Source organism: Psychromonas arctica (genome assembly GCF_038155225.1).
GTDB lineage: Bacteria > Pseudomonadota > Gammaproteobacteria > Enterobacterales > Psychromonadaceae > Psychromonas > Psychromonas arctica_B.
Map to the genome: position 1 here is coordinate 45,750 of NZ_JBAKBA010000015.1, position 18,174 is coordinate 63,923.

Sequence of the window (18,174 nt, forward strand, 5' to 3'; positions counted from 1 at the left end):
ATCATTTAAATATTTTTAAATAAGAAAGAGGTTAAAATGCAAGCAGATATTTTTGATGTGACCGCGCAAGATTTTCAAACGGTAATTGCCCAAGGTTCAGTCAATAAACCTGTATTAGTTGCTTTTTGGTCTAGCCAATGCACACTCTGTCAATCGTTATTACCTTTGCTTGAACAATTACAAAGAGAGCATGCGAACGGTTTTACGCTAGCAAAAGTAAATTGTGATACCGAGCATCAAATTGTACAGCACTTTGAAATAAAAAGTGTTCCAACTGTTTATATGTTTGTAAATGGACAAGGTGTTGATGGTTTTGCAGGAGAACAAACACCGGCATTTATTAATGATTTTATTAATAAACATTTACCCGATCCTGCAATGGCTCTACTAGGTGACGCACAAACTTTATTTGCTCAAGGTAACCTTGAGGAAGCCAAATCAACGATTATCCAAGCACAAAAGCTTAATGCTACCGATAATCAAATTAAACTCGCATTGGCACAAATATATTTAGCATTAGGTGAGTTTGAAAATGCCAAACCTATTCTTGCAGAGATCCCAATGGCAGATCAAAATATGATCTATCATAGTTTAATCTCTGAATTAGAATTAGCAGAGCAATCTTCACAAACACCTGAAATAACGGCATTAGAAGCTGACTTATTAAATGCAGAAGATAAACTGCCTATCCAATATCAACTGTCTATTCAATACCATCATGTTAAACGCTATCAAGAGGCACTTAATTTGCTATATAGCTTGTTAAGCAAAGATCTTGGTTATGAAAATGGCGATGCTAAAAAAACAATGTTAGATATTTTAGCGACCATTGATGACGCTGCATTAGTTTCTGAATATCGTCGTAAGCTTTATAGCCTGTTGTATTAACTGATTTAAATGCAGCTTTAATAATATAAAGCTGCATTTCATTATTCAGCGCTACATCTAGTTATTTTATATATAGTTATTTGAAATAGACTTAATTTCAAATAGGTTTAATTTCAGATAGGTTTAATTTCAGATAAGTTTAATTTCAGATAAGTTTTAATTACAAATAAATGCTATGTCACGGTAACAATAGCAACCATTTTACTTTCACATCGAAAACTCTTTCGTATAATTATCCCCTTCAAATAAAGCACCTTTAAATTGACTGTACAACGTCAACTTACAAAACAAACTATTAACGTTAAAGAAGCATTTACCATTGCTAAACTTGATTAAGTAATACAAATAAAACTATATCCTAATAGACTTTTGTATATAATGCCTCGCCCTATTTTTTGTCCTTATGAATTACCCATTTTATTGATACTTTTAGTTAATTTCTCGGAATATACATGCAACATAAATCAACCACACAAGCTATTTTACTGTTAGTGCTAGCAAATTTACTGGCTTCTTTGTCTGATGTTTCATTAAAAGTGTTGAATGGTGAAGTACCGACTTTTCAATATGTGTTTATCCGTCAAATGATCAGTTTATTTTTTATTCTTCCATTTTGGATAAGACTGCCAAAAATAAAATACAAAGAGGGTTTTGATATGATTACCTTTTGGCGAGCACAATTCATTGTTGGCGGAAGTGCCTGTGCAATGATTGCTATTACTCATTTAACATTAGCAACAGCAAATGCCATGTTTTATGTTGCCCCACTAATGATGTTACCGATGTCTATTTTTCTGCTCAAAGAAACGCCCCCACTTAGTAAATATATTGCGACGGGTATTGGTTTTATTGGCGTTTTGATTGTATTACGACCTGATCAGTTTCATTGGGCAGCTATTGTTGCCTTAGGTAGCGCATTAACAATGGCTTTTTGTAATGTGTTTATTCGCCGCCTCCCCGTAGGACAACATCTACTATCTACCTTATTTTGGACGACGGTAATGACTTTACCACTAGCTCTATTTTTAGCGTTATTCGAATGGGAATTTGTATCGTTAACAAATATATTATGGATTGTAGCGATTAATATATTTGTATTGGGTTACCACGCAATAGTGGTTATTGCCTATAAAAAAGCAGATGTCAGTAATATTGCCTTAGCAGAATACTCTGGATTAGCATTTGTAACACTGTTTGGAATAATGTGGTTTGATGAAATACCAGATCTATTAACGGGTTTAGGCATACTGTTAATTGTTATTCCAATGATGCCACTTCCTTGGAAAAAATGGATAACAAAAGCTTAACAATAATACACTAAAAAAGGCTGTTAACATTCATGATGCAAAAGGCTTACAAGCGACATGTTTATTACTTGCTTACATTGCTATTTATAATTGATTCGCGTACTTTCAGATAAATTTTTAATAACATTATTTATCTTTCTATTGATGAGTTAATTCACCAAAGGTAGAAGAAAAATATAAATAACAAAGGATGTACGATGAAAGTTATTAAGTTTCTACCATTTATATTTTTAATGTCACTGACTGGTTGTGAAGTACTAGGTCCTTCAGTAAAAGTAACGGGCCCTAAAGTGATTGTAGGTGACTCAGGTCATAATGAGGTTATTCACGTGAAAGAGTCTAAAAGTAACGGAAATTTTTGCCCTCCTGGCCAAGCTAAAAAAGGAAGATGTTAGTATTAACATTAATCATTAAAGCTAATACCAATATGTAAACTTAGATCCTGTTCATTTATGTTTTCTAAAAAGGGTATCGTTCCTAATAAAGGTGCATTAATGAACGTTTTTAATGTATCAATATTCTGTTCTACGTAAGGCATCTTTGGCTGTAAATGATTAGCAATCCATCCCGCTATGGTTAATCCACTTTGTTGAATGCTTTGCACGGTTAATAATGCATGATTTAAACAACCTAACTTTAAACCGATAACAACAATGACTGGCAATTGCTTTTCTATCACCCATTCAGAAAAGAGTTGTTTATTATTGATAGGGAGATGCCAACCGCCTGCCCCTTCTACAAATAAAAATTGCGGTTGCTGCTGTTGTAAAAAATCTAACCCTTGGTCGATTAATGTCAGGTTTATAGGCCGCTTATTTTCTATTGCAGCAATGTGGGGCGCTATAGGTTGTGTGTAAGCAATCGGATTAACCGCGTTATAACTTACCTTAATATTACAGTGTTGCTGTAGTATTAATGCATCTTCGTTACGTAAACCATCTTTTGTATGTTCACACCCAGCTGAAATAGGTTTATAAGCTAAAGTGCTTTTAAGTTGACGATTAGCAGCTTGTAATAACGCTTTAGTACAGACTGTTTTTCCAACATCAGTATCGGTCCCCGTTACAAAATAAGTACCTGATTTTAAATTTGTTAATGATTGTAATTCAGTCATTTTTTATTCTCTGTTCTATTAACTTTTTGCGTCAGCTATGACATAACACACTTGATAGCTTAAGTTATATAAGCCGTCATTATCGATAAATGGTTGATAGCCTTGTTCTAATTGTTTTAATAACTGTCTGCCCATGGTTCTATTTTTTTGTCCATCGTGAACATGATTTGCACCAATACCTTTTAACGCCTTCATTACTTCAATGACATCTGCATACTTTTTAACATGGGTTTCTGTCGTAATTCGTACATTATTAAAGCCTGATAATGCGAGTGCATTTTGCACGCTTTCTTGTGTTAAGAAATGATTAATATGTGAGTTACGATCGACTACTTTCCAAGCTTGCTGCAACTCAATTAACGAACCATTTAATAACGTCGAAAAACATAATTGTCCTTGTTTATTTAAGGCATTTTTGGCTTGTTCTAAACAAGTCACTAACTGTTCACTCCACTGTAGTACTAAGTTAGAAAAAATAAGATCAAATTGTCTAGTCGTGAATGGAAGTACGTCAATATCTCCCTGTACAAATTGACAACGAGTCATTCCTCTTTCAGCCGTTTGCTTTAACATTTCAGGTGACAAGTCGAAACAAGTTAACTGAGCAGATTCATTGGTTTCATTGAATAACGCGGAGAAATAACCCGTACCACAGCCAAGATCTAATATGGTATTGGCTTGCTTTATGGAATTGGGTATTAAATCAATTAAATGATGACCAATATCGCGTTGTAAATCAGCAAACTGATCATAATGTGCAGCCGCTTTTGAGAAAGAAGCTTGAACGGCTTTTTTATTAATTTTTTTATTGATTGAATTTGAGTTAATCCATTTATTACTCATCAAGGTTTGCATCAATGGCCTGTTTTATTTGTTTAACCAAGAACTCTATATCTTGCTTTTGATGATTTACTGTCAATGTTACCCTTAATCTTGCCGTATTATTAGGTACTGTAGGAGGCCGAATCGCCGTCGTCCAAATACCTGATTTTTTAAGAGTCTGACTGATCGTTATTGCTGTATCACTTAACCCGATCAATATAGGTTGAATAGCTGTATTTGAAGGCATTAATGGGAGTTCAAACTTCATTGATAATAATTTAAAATAAGCAATTAATTCAGATAAGTGGTCGCGGCGCCATTGTTGTGTTTGTACTATCCGAGCGGACTCACCAATACAATAAACCATGGCAGGCGGTAATCCTGTAGTGTAAATATAAGGTTTTGAAAAGTTTGTAATATAATCTATTAACTGACTAGAACCAGAAACAAATGCACCACCAATGCCTAAGGCTTTACCAAAGGTCGACATATAAATATCAATATCGTTATTGTTAATATTTTGGGCTGATACGCTGCCTGTCCCCTCTTTCCCTAAAACACCTAAGCCATGTGCATCATCAATCATTAACCATGCCTGATGAGATTGACATTGTTGTTGTAATGAATCGATTGGAGCACAATCGCCATCCATACTAAACACGCCTTCTGAAATGACCAATTTATTATCGATCTCAGTATTAGCGCTTAAAATAGTCTGCAAATGTTGAATATTGTTATGTTTAAAGCGTTGCATTTTCACAGGGCTATTCGCCCCAGCTTCCATTAAAGAAGCATGATTTAGCTTGTCTTGAATTAATAAATCATTTTTAGACAGTAATAATTTTATTATTGCTTGATTAGCTGAATAACCAGAACTGAACAAAGCGATAGACTCAACACCTAACCATTCTTGTAATTGCTGAGTAACATCACGGTGAACCTGATTATATCCAGTCACTAAGTATGAGCCTCCGCTACCGATACCAAATAAATCAGCCCCTTTTTTCCATGCATTAATTAGAGCAGGATCTGACGCTAATCCAAGGTAATCATTGCTTGAAAAATTAAGGTATTGCTTTCCATTAATGTCAATATAGCGAGATTGCTTACCATTAATAGGAACAGAGGAACGATATAAATGTTGTGACTTTCGCTGTTCGAGTTGATCATTAATAAAAGCGAAAGGTTTAATAGGCATATTTTCTCTCTTATTGTTCATCGCTTTCATCACTGTAATAAAGAATATGGCTAGAGCTGACTTGTTGCATCATAAAAAAGTTCGTCTTTTTCTGCATGGCGTACTATTGCAGCATCGACTTTCTTTTCAGTTTCGTAAGGAGAAAAATTAATTTCTTCTTTATTAATGCCTAATTTATTAAATAGACGCATATCTGAATTTTCGTCAGGATTAGCGGTGGTTAATAATTTACAACCGTAAAAAATGGAGTTTGCACCCGCCATAAAACAGAGCGCTTGTGTTTGCTCTGACATATCCTCACGTCCAGCAGATAAGCGAACATGCGATTTAGGCATTAAAATACGTGCGATAGCGATCGTTTTAATAAATTCAAAATCATCGAGATCATCTACATTTTCTAAAGGAGTCCCTTTTACCTTAACTAATTTGTTAATAGGCACACTTTCAGGCTGCGCTGGCATATTTGCTAATTGAACTAATAATCCAGAACGATCTTTACCTTCTTCACCTAATCCTACAATGCCGCCACTACATACTTTCATGCCAGCACTACGAACATTATCTAGGGTATCCAGTCTTTCTTGATACGAACGGGTAGTAATAATTTCACCGTAGTACTCAGGTGACGTATCTAGGTTATGGTTGTAGTAATCTAAACCCGCATTAGATAATTGCTGAGCTTGATGATCATCAAGGGAACCTAAAGTCATACATGACTCTAGCCCTAATGATTTAACTTCTTTTATCATTTCAACTAGATAAGGCATATCTCTTTGTTTTGGGTTCTTCCAAGCCGCTCCCATACAGAAACGAGTTGAACCGGTTGCTTTAGCATCTTTAGCCGCTTTAATCACCTTCTCAACTTCCATTAAGGTTTCTTTTTCAAGACCTGTATCATAACGCGCACTTTGTGGACAATATTTACAGTCTTCTGGGCAAGCACCGGTTTTTATAGATAACAATGTGCTGACTTGCACTTGATTATTAGGAAAATTCGCACGATGTACCGTTTGTGCTTGAAACATTAGATCCATAAACGGTAACGCAAATAAGGCATTCACCTCTGTCACCGTCCAATCACGTCTAACTTGCGAGTTATTAACTATGCTCTCAGGCATAGTACTTGCCATTACATTTGACGTAGTGCTTGTTGTTGTCTTTTGCATCGTATTTAACATTATCTAATAACCTAGCTTGAAAAGTATTTGGTTAGTTTAATGTTGAAAGATACACTGTCAACTTAAAATAACCAATTAACTTTACATGTGATTACAAAATGAACAACAAAAGTATATTAAGTACTAAAATCGATTTGTCTTACGATAAACAACACATTTGGCATCCTTATACATCAATGACGGCACCTATTCCTTGTTATCCTGTGGAAAGTGCGAATGGATGTTTAATCTCTTTACAATCTGGTGAAACATTAATAGATGGCATGTCATCTTGGTGGGCTTGCTTATTTGGTTATAACGTAAAAGAGTTGAATGAAGCAGCAACTGATCAGCTGTCTAAAATGTCGCATATTATGTTTGGTGGTTTAACTCATCAACCCGCTGTTGATCTTGCTAAAACATTAGTAGAAATAACACCCAAAGGATTAGATAAAGTATTCTTTAGCGATTCAGGGAGCGTGGCAGTAGAAGTGGCAATGAAAATGGCACTTCAGTATTGGCAGTCATTAGGTAAAAACAAAACAAAGTTTATAGCACTAAAAAAGGGATATCACGGTGATACCTTTGCAGCAATGAGTGTCACTGATCCAGAAGGCTCTATGCATGCGCTTTATCAAGATTTTGTCGCAAAAAATTTCTTTACCAAACAACCTAACATCACATTTGATCAACCTTGGCATGAAAATGCCATGGATGATTTAACACAACTATTAAAAGAACATCATACTCAAATAGCAGCGTTAATTTTAGAACCTATTGTTCAAGGTGCAGGCGGAATGTATTTTTATCACCCAAACTACCTAAAAGCAGCAAGGGCATTATGTGATGAATACGGTGTGTTATTAATCGCTGATGAAATTGCTACCGGCTTTGGCCGAACAGGGAAGTTATTTGCTTGTGAACACGCGAATATTAGCCCTGATATCTTATGTTTAGGTAAAGCAATAACGGGTGGTTATATGAGTTTTGCAGCAACATTAACCACAACACATGTTGCAACAACCATTAGTGATGGCAAAGCCGGTGTCTTTATGCACGGCCCTACTTTCATGGGTAATGCGTTAGCCTGTGCAGTCGCAAATGCAAATTTAAAAATGTTATTAACAATAAATTGGCAACAATTTGTCTCTACCCTATCAGATCAATTGCAAAACCAACTTAGTCGTTGCCGAGCATTGCCTAGTGTAAATTCAGTCAGAGTGTTAGGTGCGATTGGCGTTGTTGAATTAAATCAAGCCGTGAATATGGTGGAGATACAAAAACAGTTTGTAGACTTAGGGGTATGGATCCGCCCTTTTGGTAAATTAATATATTTGATGCCACCTTACATTGCATCAGAACAACAAATAAACAAATTATGTGATGCCATTTACCAAGTGTGCAAAACGATAGACTAACCACTCCAATCCTATATTTCAAGTGACGTTTGTTAGTTAAAATACGATCGTAAAATACAGTGGTAAAACCAGTGTTACACACTACACCGACGAAAGCTTAAGATTATATGCACGATTAAAGGTCAATAGTGCCATTAATATAGAGTGAGAGACTTGTATCTAAATCTGTCCGAGGTAATATATGCAGCTATCAATATTTTTAGTATAAAACAGTTAAGACTGTGATTATGGAGCACTATTTAAGATGTCAAAAACACTCATTGTTGATATTTTCAACAGCAAATTTGCATTAGGCAGCCAAGTAACAGTAAAAGGTTGGATCCGTACTCGACGTGATTCAAAAGCTGGCATCTCTTTTCTAAATATTTATGACGGTTCATGCTTCGATCCTATTCAAGCTGTTGTCCCTTCAGAATTAGAAAATTATACTGCTGATGTATTAAATTTATCAGCGGGTTGTAGCGTTGCCGTTACTGGTGAATTAGTTGAAAGCCCAGGAAAAGGCCAACAGTTTGAGCTACAAGCAACATCAGTAGTCGTGCATGGTTTTGTACAAGACCCAGATACTTACCCAATGTCAGCTAAGCGTCATAGTATTGAATACATGCGTGAACATGCTCACCTTCGTCCTCGTACTAACATGTTTGGTGCAGTAACACGTGTTCGTAACTGTTTATCACATGCTATTCATAACTTCTTTTATGAGCGTGGATTTAACTGGATCAGCACGCCAATCATTACAGGTAGTGACTGTGAAGGTGCGGGTGAAATGTTCCAAGTTAGTACATTAGATATGGAAAACTTACCGCTCAACGCTGAAGGTAAAGTAGATTACAAAAAAGACTTCTTCGGTAAAGAAACATTCTTAACGGTTTCTGGTCAATTAAATGCTGAAACGTATGCTTGTGCATTAAGTAATGTTTACACGTTTGGTCCTACATTCCGTGCAGAAAATTCAAATACAACACGTCACTTAGCTGAATTCTGGATGGTTGAACCTGAAATTGCTTTTGCTGATTTATCAGATGCTGCACAATTAGCTGAAGATATGTTGAAATATGTATTTAACGCAGTATTAACTGAACGAGCAGATGATATGGCGTTCTTTGCAGAACGTGTCGATAAAGAAGCAATTACACGATTACAAAACATGGTTAACTCTGAGTTTGTTCGCATGGATTACACTGATGCCATTGATATTCTACAAAAATGTGACAAAACATTTGAATACCCTGTTGAATGGGGTGTAGATTTACAATCTGAGCATGAACGTTACCTAGCTGAAGAGCATGTTGGCGCGCCGATTATTCTACAAAATTACCCTAAAGATATTAAAGCTTTCTACATGAAACTAAATGCAGATGGTAAAACAGTAGCGGCAATGGATGTATTAGCGCCAGGTATCGGTGAAATCATCGGTGGTAGTCAACGTGAAGAAGACTTAGTCGCTTTAGATAAACGCCTTGAAGAAATGGGCTTAGATAAAGAAGATTACAGCTGGTACCGTGATTTACGTAAATACGGAACAGTACCTCATGCTGGATTCGGTCTTGGTTTTGAGCGTCTAGTTTCTTATGTAACAGGTGTACAAAACATCCGTGACGTAATTGCATTCCCTCGTGCACCAGGTACAGCTGAATTTTAAAGCTTGAAGATTAAAAGTGACTTATTAACTGTTCTGTTCATTGAATTATCAATTGAGCGATCAATGATTGAATAACTTTTATTTTTAACTTTAGAAATCAAAAAAAACCAGCTTCTCGCTGGTTTTTTTATGTTTCTTTTTTAATACCGATTACATTAAATATATTATCTAAATTTTGCGCTGGAAAAACAGTTCAATTCAAGGCGTAACTTCAGCCTGTCGAAGATTAAGTTCGTTAATCGTCTATCCGAGAATTAACCAAAATACGTTAATTCTTTAATGGCTGTTTCCTTTATGAAATTTACAACGAGGAAGTGGATTGTTTTAACAAGTAAAATAGATAAGCTATTTATTGTGATTGGTATAATGTACCTTAAATCTGTACTGCCACCTTCGATATACCACAACGTCAAAGTATCTAACGCGTCACTTCTCTTCATTGAATCGCTCGATGTTATTAGATTAAAGGATATTAATCTATTTCATTAATGTACAACCCTCATTCCTATATGATTAAACAAAGCCGATTATTAAACTAGTGTATTCGTTCTTTATCGATAGTCATTTTATAGTGATTCTTATTTCTTTATTTTTCAAGCATTGGGTCAACAGTTTATACCGATTACATTAAATAAGTGATCTAAATTTTGCGCAGGAAATATGACTTAGTTTAAGGCGTAAATTGAGCTAAATGGTTGTTCCCTTTACGATATTTACAACGAAGAAATAAGTTATTTTAACAAGTAAAATAGATCAGTTAATTAGTGTGATTGGTATTATTAAGTGACAGATACAAAAAAGCACAACCTGAGCTGTGCTTTTTATGAAACGATAAGGCTAAATTAAGATTCGTTATACATCTCTAAATTAGCAATTTCTTCTTTTTGAGTTTGTACTTTTTTAGCATCTTCACTACGTAGGCTTGCTAAATAATCAAAGTATTCTTTGTTGATACCAGGCGTGACGTATTTACCGTCAAAAACTGAACATTCAAATTCTTTGATTGCAGGATTTTGTTTACCAACTGCATCTTTTAAATCTTGTAGATCTTGGAAAATCAGCTTATCAGTACCGATGCAATCACTGATTTGTTCAGCGTTACGACCATGCGCAATCAACTCTTCCGGTGTTGGCATATCAATACCATACACATTTGGGTGACGTACTTCTGGTGCAGCTGACGCTAAATAAACTTTCTTAGCACCTGCTTCTCTTACCATTTCAATAATCTGTTCCGATGTTGTACCACGTACAATAGAGTCATCAACTAACAGTACATTTTTACCTTTAAATTCAGCTGAAATTGGGTTCAATTTACGACGTACTGATTTACGACGTTGAGTTTGCCCTGGCATGATAAAAGTACGACCGATGTAACGGTTTTTTACAAAACCTTGACGGTACGGAAGACCTAATTCAACAGAGATTTCTAATGCAATATCATTTGATGTTTCTGGAATAGGAATAACCGCATCGATCTCTAAATCAGACCATTCACGTTTAATTTTAGCACCTAATTTACGGCCCATTTCTAAACGTGCTTCATAAACCGAAATACCATTTAATGTTGAATCGGGACGAGCAAAGTAAACGTACTCAAAGATACAAGGCGTTAATGATGTTTTTTCAGCACATTGTTGAGTAAATAATTTTCTATTTTCTGTAATGTACACCGCTTCACCCGGTTCAACATCACGTAGAAATCTAAACCCAATAGTATCAAGTCCAACACTTTCTGAGGCAACGATATACTCGATATCACCTTCGTCAGTTTGGCGAGAGCCAAGCACTAAAGGACGAATACCATCAGGGTCACGAAAAGCAATTAAACCATGATCAATGATTAATGCAGTTACGGCATAAGCACCGCTAATTTGTTTATGCACTTCAGCGATAGCATGGAAAATATCGTCTGGTGATAAGTGATCCGTTTTTGTTTTACCTAATTCAGCAGCCAATGTGTTTAATAGCAGCTCAGAATCTGAAGTGGTATTGATATGACGGCGAGATTTAACTAATGCAGCACGTAGGTCTTTTGCATTCGTTAAGTTACCGTTATGCGCTAATGAGATACCCCAAGGTGAATTAACATAGAATGGTTGAGCTTCAGCAGCACTAGAGCTACCTGCAGTAGGATAACGAACGTGGCCAATACCACTGTTACCTTTTAAACGTTGCATATGTTTAGTTTCAAAAACATCTTTCACTAAACCGTTTGCTTTACGTTGTTTAAAGTTACCATTGTAAGTTGTCACAATACCAGCGGCATCTTGTCCACGGTGTTGTAAAACGGTCAACGCATCATAAATACTTTGATTGACAGGAGTTGAACCAACTATACCCACTATTCCACACATAAATTAAAGCCTTTCTATTTTTAAGAGAGTTCACAAAAAAGCACAAACAAATGTGCTTTTTAATTGAGGACTAATTTTTGCTAATCAACGATTATATCTTGGTTGATTGTATATTTTTTAGAAAGCTTGATGAGCTCTCTAAATGTTCGAAAAACCATGTAATGACAATAGCAAAATGAGGAGGTAATTGAGCCTCTTTCCACCATAGCGTTTCTTCGAATGAGGTGATGTAGTCAGCGAAAAATAATAATGCACTAACAATCAAAATACCGCGTATCGCACCAAAGATAACACCAAGTAACCTATCGGTACCTGATAAACCTGTGACTGCAACAAGACGATTAATAATGTAGTTGACGAGAGCGCCAATCAATAATGTAGCGATGAAGAGGATCGCAATAGCTGCACTATTACGTATTTTAAGGTCTTCAATGCCAGTAATGAACTGTGCCATTTCGGGATAAAAGTTGCTGGCGACAAAAAAGGCAGCGAACCAAGTGACGAGGGAGACAGCTTCTTTAGTGAAGCCTCGGATTAAGCTAATTAATGATGATAAACCAATTACACCCAGTATGGCGAAATCAAACCAATTCATACTATCCCTAAATATTGTAGTGAGTCTTTGACGCGCGCATTCTAACAGAGAATGTTTTAAAAGGCTTCAAAAACTAAGGTGCAATTGGGTTAAATGGCACTAACTTACCATTTAAACTTGTTAAGCTTTTCAATCTTGGTAGTTTTTCTTCTAATTTTTCTTTTGACACATCAGGCCCAACAAACACACGAGTCAATTGTCCATCAATGACTTCTTTAGGAACCGTATGAGCTTGAAAGCCAGCTTTATTCAATTTTTTCAATAATGTATTAATATTGGCTTTGTTTTGAAAAGCCCCTAATTGTATCGTCCAAGCTGGGTCATCAAATACAGGGGCTTTAACAGTAACGGGTTTAGGAGTCGGTGCTGATTTAATTTCTGCTGGTTGTGCTGTTGGTTCGTCTATAACCACTGTTGAAGCGACTTCTTCAACTTTCCAGTCAGAAGTACTTTCTGTCTCACTTTGATCATCACCGTTAGGTTCATTTTCAATAATAAGTTGTTCGTTATTGACTGCAGTTGTTTCAGGGAAAGTTTTAGAGTGTTCTTTTAATTCAGGTTTAATCGGTGTGGCTACAAATTCTTGTTGGTACGTTGTTTTTTTACCATCAATTAATGACGGTAAAAAAATAACAACAAGTGCAACTAATATTGTGACGCCTACTAAACGGTTTTTAAACTGAGAATCCACGTTCTATACCTTGCTAATGGGTTAAAATATCTGAAACGGTATGAAAAGAACCGAATACAATCACTATATCAGATGCATCGCTATTCTTAACTACCTTATCAACTGCACTGATGACATTTTTATAACAGGTCACAGTATGATCATTATTTAAACTTTTTTTATAAGCTTCTAAAAGCAGCTCTGCAGAAGCGCCTCTATAACAATTTAGGTCAACAAAACTGTATTCTGAAATGTGTAAATTAATGGCAGACAAAGTGGCAGTCATATCTTTATCTGACAACATCCCAACAACGCCATGCACTTTACAGTCCCCTTCTTTAGCTTCTTTTAAACGTTTTAGTTGAGACGCTAAATATTCTGCGGACTGCGGGTTATGAGCAACATCGATATAAAAATCGCAATGATAACCTGCTAATGCTTGTAAACGCCCTACTAATGATGCGTTTTCAATAGAGGATATCAATTTTTCAGGTGCAATATCAATGGATAAAGCTTCGATTACTGCGAGTGCTGTCGATGCGTTTTGCATTGGCATTAATGTTTGCTTAATTGGCGATAATGTTTGTTTACCATTCCATGCCCAAGTATTGTCATCAAGTACTTCAAAAGAGAAATCTCGAGAAGCCAATTTTAATTGTGATGAAATAGCAGCAGCATGGTCAATAATTGATTGTGGCACATCGAGCTCACCGCAAATAGCTGGTTTATTTGATCTGAATACACCTGCTTTTTCAAAGCCAATGACTTCTCTATCGCTGCCAAGCCAATCAATATGATCGATACCAATCGTTGTCACTACACTAATATCCGACTCAACCATATTGGTTGCATCTAAGCGTCCACCTAATCCCACTTCTAATAAAATATAATCACATTGCTGTTGTTGTAAAAGATATAAACACGCTAATGTTGCGTATTCAAAATAACTCAGAGAGATATCAAGACGTGCTTTTTCAATAACAGCAAACGCTTCGCAATGTCGTTGATCATCAAGTTCACGAAAGTTAATACGAAGACGTTCATTATAACGGTGAATATGAGGTGAACTGTAAACACCCACTTTGAAACCTGCATCAATCAATATTTTTTCTAAGTAAGCACAAGTCGTTCCTTTACCATTAGTACCGGCGACTGTGATGACTTTAGCATCGAAATTAATTAGATTTAAACGCTTACCGACTTCAGTGATTCGTTTTAATCCTAATTCAATAACATTAGGATGTAATTGCTCTAGGTGCTTTAACCAAGTCGTTAAATCATTTGCTGAAAAAGGGATATTTGATGTTTTAGTTGTCATAGTGTTTTGTCACATTAAATGTCTAAAAATAAAGGACCGCAAGCAGGTCTTGGTAAATCAAATTGTTCTGGGTAATCCACTTCAACGAGATATAAACCACCTGGTTTAGCGGTTGCTGCCGCTTTTGATCTGTCTTTATAAGTAAGCAAAGTACCTAACCAATCAACAGGTTGCTTGCCTTGCCCTACTTCAATTAAACTGCCCGCAATATTACGCACCATGTGGTGTAAAAAAGCATTGGCTTTAATATCAATAATAATAAAGTCACTGCGTCGTGTAATATTTAAATATTCAATAGTACGGACTGGGCTGTTAGCTTGGCAATGTAATGCTCTAAAAGAAGTAAAGTCATGTTGTCCAACTATAAATTGCCCTGCTTGCTGCATTAGTTCGGCGTCTAAATCACAATGATAATGGCTCAAACCTTTACTGAGAATACCTGGACGGTAAACACCATTATAAATAATGTAACGATAACGACGCGCAGTTGCACTGAATCGCGCATGAAATGAATCATCAACTTCTTTAACCCAACGCACGGCTATATCACCGGGTAATTTAGCATTCACACCTAATGTCCAAGCACTCACTTGTCGATCTGAATCGGTATCAAAATGAACGATTTGTCCTGTACCGTGAACGCCAGCATCGGTTCTACCTGCACAATTAACCGTTACGGGATGGTTTGCAATATTAGATAATGCTTTTTCTAGCTCTTCTTGAACAGAATTAACTTCTTTTTGTCTTTGCCAACCATAATAATTAGCACCATCGTATTCAATACCTAAAGCTATGCGCATTTGAAACCATCCTTTGAAAAAACGCTAGTATATACAAATGTTTAAAAATTTAAACCAGCAACAAGATGTTAGGTATGAACAACACTGTTAGTCGCTGAAAAATCAATCAACAAATTAAAGATATAAAAATGGCAGCCAAGGCTGCCATTTAAAGAAAGTGTAAAAGACTACTTTTTAGCTTTCGCTTTTTTAGCCACTTTCTTTTTAGTGATATCTTCTACCCATTTATTATCAATATATTTAGCAGTCCAACCCGTTGCTTTTTTATCAATTTCGGTCATAACATATTGTTCTTTATTTTTACGACTATAACGAACAACAGCGAGATTCCCTTCAGGATCTTTTTGAGGAGCATCAGCTAAGTAATAGAATTTTTCTGAAATTCTATCGCGGAATTTAGCTAATTCAACCACTTTAGGCGCACGCGTTTCACGAGAGCGCGGGAAAGTACTTGCCGCTAAAAAGATACCTGCAGCGCCATCACGTAGAATGAAATAAGCATCGCTTTGTTCACACTCTAATTCAGGTAAATGCACTGCATCTTCTTTTGGCGGAGCAACTTCACCACTTCGTAATATCTTACGTGTATTTTTACATTCTTCATTGGTGCAATCCATGTATTTACCAAAGCGGCCATCTTTAAGCTGCATATCAGTGCCACATTTATCACATTCAACAATCGGACCGTCGTAACCTTTGATTTTAAACTCACCAACTTCGACCGTATGACCATCACAAAGTGGATTATTACCACAAACGTGTAGTTTACGTGTCTCGTCGATTAAGTAGCTATCCATTGCTGTGTCACACTTAGGACAACGATGTTTCGCCATTAAAGCAGCCGTTTCAAGATCTTCAGAACTTAGAAGATCTTCAACTTCTTCACCATCAACTAAGTTAATTGTGGTTTTACAACGCTCTTTCGGTGGTAATGCATAACCAGAACACCCTAAGAAAACACCAGTACTCGCCGTACGAATGCCCATAGGACGATCACATGTAGGACAAGCTACTTCGTCAATAATAACAGGATCATTAAGACGCATTCCGCCATCTTCAACCGGTAATTCAGCTTTATCAAGTTGTGTTGTTAAGTTCTTGTAGAATCTATCTAACTCTTTATGCCAATCCGCATTACCTTCTGCGATGGCATCTAACTTTTCTTCCATTGCTTTAGTGAAATCGTAACTCATTAAATCGGTGAAATTCTCAGTTAAACGGTCTGTCACGATTTCACCCATTTTAACCGCAAAGAAACGACGTTTATCAACTTTCACATAACCACGATCTTGAATGGTTGAAATAATACTTGCGTAAGTTGATGGTCGGCCAATACCTTGTTTTTCTAATTCTTTAACCAATGCAGCTTCAGAGAAACGGGCAGGTGGTTTAGTAAAGTGTTGTAGTGGCTCTAGTTCAACCAATGTTAACTCTTCACCCACTTTTAAATCAGGTAAATGGATTTCATCGGCTTTACTTTTTGTTACTGGTTGTGCTTTTGTCCAACCTGCAAAACGTAATGTACGTCCTTTAGCGCGAAGCTTGTAATCACCAGCTTCAATGACTAACGTTGATGAATCATATAACGCAGGTAGCATTTGACATGCTAGAAATTGGCGCCAAATAAGTTCATATAAACGTTTTGCATCTTTGTCTGTAACATCGATTAATTCAGCACGTTGTGAAACATCCGAAGGACGGATTGCTTCATGGGCTTCTTGAGCCCCTGCTTTACTACTGTATGACACTGCATTTTCTGGTAAATAATTACTACCAAATTCTTTTTCAATAAATTCACGCGCCGATGCCACAGCATCTTTACTTAAATTAGTTGAATCGGTACGCATGTAAGTAATGTAACCTGCTTCATACAAACGTTGAGCAAGCATCATGGTTTTCTTAACACCAAAACCCAAACGTGTACTTGCTGCTTGTTGCAAAGTTGAAGTGATAAATGGCGCACTTGCTTTACTGGTTGTTGGTTTATCTTCACGTGAATGCAGCTTATAAGTCGCATCTTTTAATGCTTCTACAGCAACTGATGTTTCTTGCTCATTAACAGGCGCAAAGGTTTTATCATTTTGTTTGTAAACTTCTAAACGTAAAGAGGTTTTGTCTTGTGAGATAGTTTGAGCATGAAGATCCCAAAACTCTACAGGGTTAAATGCTTTGATTAAACGTTCACGTTCAACCAACAATTTAACAGCCACTGACTGAACGCGGCCAGCAGATAAGCCTCGCGCTACTTTTTTCCAAAGTAATGGTGAAACCATAAAGCCAACTAACCGGTCCAAGAAACGACGTGTTTGTTGTGCATTGACACCATCGACATTTAATTCCGTTGGGTGTTTAAACGCTTCTTGAATAGCAGTTTCTGTTATTTCGTTAAAGACCACACGTTGATACTTGCTGTGATCGCCACCTAAAATTTCTCTAAGGTGCCAAGCGATTGCTTCCCCTTCTCTATCCAAATCGGTTGCGAGATAGATAGTGGGAGCATCTTCAGCAAGTTTTAATAATTCATCAACAACTTTTTCTTTACCGGGTAATATCTCGTAATTTGCAGCCCAGTTATTTTTTGGATCGATACCCATTCGAGTAACTAACGCAGCTTGTGTTCTTTTTGCTGTTTCTTTTGCTTTTTGTGCGGGGGTTAAACCAGCTAAAGATTTTTTCTTTTTAGCATCGATAGATTTTTTAGCACTACCACTTGTTGGTAAATCACGTACGTGTCCAACACTTGATTTTACAATAAAATCTTTGCCTAAATATTTATTGATTGTTTTTGCTTTGGCAGGTGATTCTACGATAACCAGAGATTTGCTCATATTGCTTTAGTACCTAATAAATAGTCTGTTTCAGAAAGAATGATAACTCGTCCAATG

At 36.4% G+C, this 18,174-nt stretch carries 15 protein-coding genes; 5 read left to right on the forward strand and 10 right to left on the reverse strand.

Going from position 1 to position 18,174, the window contains the following annotated elements; translation table 11 throughout:
• Nucleotides 1-36: 36 nt before the first annotated feature.
• From V6255_RS08155 to V6255_RS08165, 3 genes are all read left to right on the forward strand, one after another.
• Nucleotides 37-888: a tetratricopeptide repeat protein gene (locus V6255_RS08155; RefSeq protein WP_341627704.1), complete on the forward strand. Its 852-nt coding sequence runs from the start codon at nucleotides 37-39 to the stop codon at nucleotides 886-888.
• Between the two features lie 452 nt (nucleotides 889-1,340).
• Nucleotides 1,341-2,195 (forward strand): DMT family transporter, encoded by an 855-nt coding sequence (locus V6255_RS08160; RefSeq protein ID WP_341627705.1) that lies wholly within the window; start codon nucleotides 1,341-1,343, stop codon nucleotides 2,193-2,195.
• Nucleotides 2,196-2,392: 197 nt separating this feature from the next.
• Entirely contained in the window at nucleotides 2,393-2,590 is a 198-nt protein-coding gene (locus tag V6255_RS08165) for a hypothetical protein (protein ID WP_025566015.1), read from the forward strand.
• A gap of 8 nt (nucleotides 2,591-2,598) precedes the next feature.
• On the opposite strand, the gene bioD is transcribed toward V6255_RS08165, so the two are convergent.
• From bioD to bioB, 4 genes are read right to left on the reverse strand one after another with little or no spacing between them, the layout of a single operon-like run.
• Nucleotides 2,599-3,309: a dethiobiotin synthase gene (gene bioD / locus V6255_RS08170; protein ID WP_341627706.1), complete on the reverse strand. Its 711-nt coding sequence runs from the start codon at nucleotides 3,307-3,309 to the stop codon at nucleotides 2,599-2,601.
• An 18-nt stretch (nucleotides 3,310-3,327) separates the two neighbouring features.
• Nucleotides 3,328-4,152, reverse strand: a complete 825-nt coding sequence (bioC, locus tag V6255_RS08175) for a malonyl-ACP O-methyltransferase BioC (RefSeq protein ID WP_341627707.1) — start codon at nucleotides 4,150-4,152, stop codon at nucleotides 3,328-3,330.
• Complete coding sequence (bioF, locus tag V6255_RS08180; protein ID WP_341627708.1) at nucleotides 4,145-5,329, reverse strand: 8-amino-7-oxononanoate synthase; 1,185 nt, start codon at nucleotides 5,327-5,329, stop codon at nucleotides 4,145-4,147. The genes bioC and bioF overlap by 8 nt, the downstream gene beginning before the upstream one ends.
• A 50-nt stretch (nucleotides 5,330-5,379) precedes the next feature.
• Nucleotides 5,380-6,447, reverse strand: a complete 1,068-nt coding sequence (bioB, locus tag V6255_RS08185) for a biotin synthase BioB (protein ID WP_037050760.1) — start codon at nucleotides 6,445-6,447, stop codon at nucleotides 5,380-5,382.
• A gap of 158 nt (nucleotides 6,448-6,605) precedes the next feature.
• Between bioB and bioA the strand changes: the two genes are divergently transcribed.
• Nucleotides 6,606-7,904 (forward strand): adenosylmethionine--8-amino-7-oxononanoate transaminase, encoded by a 1,299-nt coding sequence (bioA, locus tag V6255_RS08190; RefSeq protein ID WP_341627709.1) that lies wholly within the window; start codon nucleotides 6,606-6,608, stop codon nucleotides 7,902-7,904.
• Between the two features lie 244 nt (nucleotides 7,905-8,148).
• On the forward strand, nucleotides 8,149-9,549 hold the full coding sequence (gene asnS, locus V6255_RS08195) for an asparagine--tRNA ligase (protein ID WP_025566021.1): 1,401 nt from the start codon (nucleotides 8,149-8,151) through the stop codon (nucleotides 9,547-9,549).
• An 842-nt stretch (nucleotides 9,550-10,391) separates the two neighbouring features.
• On the opposite strand, the gene purF is transcribed toward asnS, so the two are convergent.
• The 6 genes from purF to topA form a co-directional block, all read right to left on the reverse strand.
• Nucleotides 10,392-11,906 (reverse strand): amidophosphoribosyltransferase, encoded by a 1,515-nt coding sequence (gene purF / locus V6255_RS08200; protein WP_341627710.1) that lies wholly within the window; start codon nucleotides 11,904-11,906, stop codon nucleotides 10,392-10,394.
• Nucleotides 11,907-11,997: 91 nt separating this feature from the next.
• Nucleotides 11,998-12,501 carry a CvpA family protein gene (locus V6255_RS08205; RefSeq protein ID WP_025566023.1) on the reverse strand — a complete coding sequence of 168 codons (504 nt, stop codon included), beginning with the start codon at nucleotides 12,499-12,501 and terminating at the stop codon, nucleotides 11,998-12,000.
• A gap of 73 nt (nucleotides 12,502-12,574) precedes the next feature.
• Nucleotides 12,575-13,192 carry an SPOR domain-containing protein gene (locus tag V6255_RS08210; RefSeq protein WP_341627711.1) on the reverse strand — a complete coding sequence of 206 codons (618 nt, stop codon included), beginning with the start codon at nucleotides 13,190-13,192 and terminating at the stop codon, nucleotides 12,575-12,577.
• Nucleotides 13,193-13,205: 13 nt separating this feature from the next.
• Nucleotides 13,206-14,489: a bifunctional tetrahydrofolate synthase/dihydrofolate synthase gene (folC, locus tag V6255_RS08215; RefSeq protein ID WP_341627712.1), complete on the reverse strand. Its 1,284-nt coding sequence runs from the start codon at nucleotides 14,487-14,489 to the stop codon at nucleotides 13,206-13,208.
• 14 nt (nucleotides 14,490-14,503) lie between these two features.
• Nucleotides 14,504-15,289: a tRNA pseudouridine(38-40) synthase TruA gene (truA, locus tag V6255_RS08220; protein WP_341627713.1), complete on the reverse strand. Its 786-nt coding sequence runs from the start codon at nucleotides 15,287-15,289 to the stop codon at nucleotides 14,504-14,506.
• A 167-nt stretch (nucleotides 15,290-15,456) separates the two neighbouring features.
• Nucleotides 15,457-18,117 carry a type I DNA topoisomerase gene (topA, locus tag V6255_RS08225; RefSeq protein WP_341627714.1) on the reverse strand — a complete coding sequence of 887 codons (2,661 nt, stop codon included), beginning with the start codon at nucleotides 18,115-18,117 and terminating at the stop codon, nucleotides 15,457-15,459.
• Nucleotides 18,118-18,174: the final 57 nt, after the last annotated feature.

Coding starts and splice junctions, on each gene's coding strand:
- V6255_RS08155 (WP_341627704.1), top strand. CDS start 37: ATGCAAGCAGATATTTTTGATGTGACCGCGCAAGATTTTCAAACGGTA.
- V6255_RS08160 (WP_341627705.1), top strand. CDS start 1,341: ATGCAACATAAATCAACCACACAAGCTATTTTACTGTTAGTGCTAGCA.
- V6255_RS08165 (WP_025566015.1), top strand. CDS start 2,393: ATGAAAGTTATTAAGTTTCTACCATTTATATTTTTAATGTCACTGACT.
- bioD (WP_341627706.1), bottom strand. CDS start 3,309: ATGACTGAATTACAATCATTAACAAATTTAAAATCAGGTACTTATTTT.
- bioC (WP_341627707.1), bottom strand. CDS start 4,152: ATGAGTAATAAATGGATTAACTCAAATTCAATCAATAAAAAAATTAAT.
- bioF (WP_341627708.1), bottom strand. CDS start 5,329: ATGCCTATTAAACCTTTCGCTTTTATTAATGATCAACTCGAACAGCGA.
- bioB (WP_037050760.1), bottom strand. CDS start 6,447: ATGCCTGAGAGCATAGTTAATAACTCGCAAGTTAGACGTGATTGGACG.
- bioA (WP_341627709.1), top strand. CDS start 6,606: ATGAACAACAAAAGTATATTAAGTACTAAAATCGATTTGTCTTACGAT.
- asnS (WP_025566021.1), top strand. CDS start 8,149: ATGTCAAAAACACTCATTGTTGATATTTTCAACAGCAAATTTGCATTA.
- purF (WP_341627710.1), bottom strand. CDS start 11,906: ATGTGTGGAATAGTGGGTATAGTTGGTTCAACTCCTGTCAATCAAAGT.
- V6255_RS08205 (WP_025566023.1), bottom strand. CDS start 12,501: ATGAATTGGTTTGATTTCGCCATACTGGGTGTAATTGGTTTATCATCA.
- folC (WP_341627712.1), bottom strand. CDS start 14,489: ATGACAACTAAAACATCAAATATCCCTTTTTCAGCAAATGATTTAACG.
- truA (WP_341627713.1), bottom strand. CDS start 15,289: ATGCGCATAGCTTTAGGTATTGAATACGATGGTGCTAATTATTATGGT.
- topA (WP_341627714.1), bottom strand. CDS start 18,117: ATGAGCAAATCTCTGGTTATCGTAGAATCACCTGCCAAAGCAAAAACA.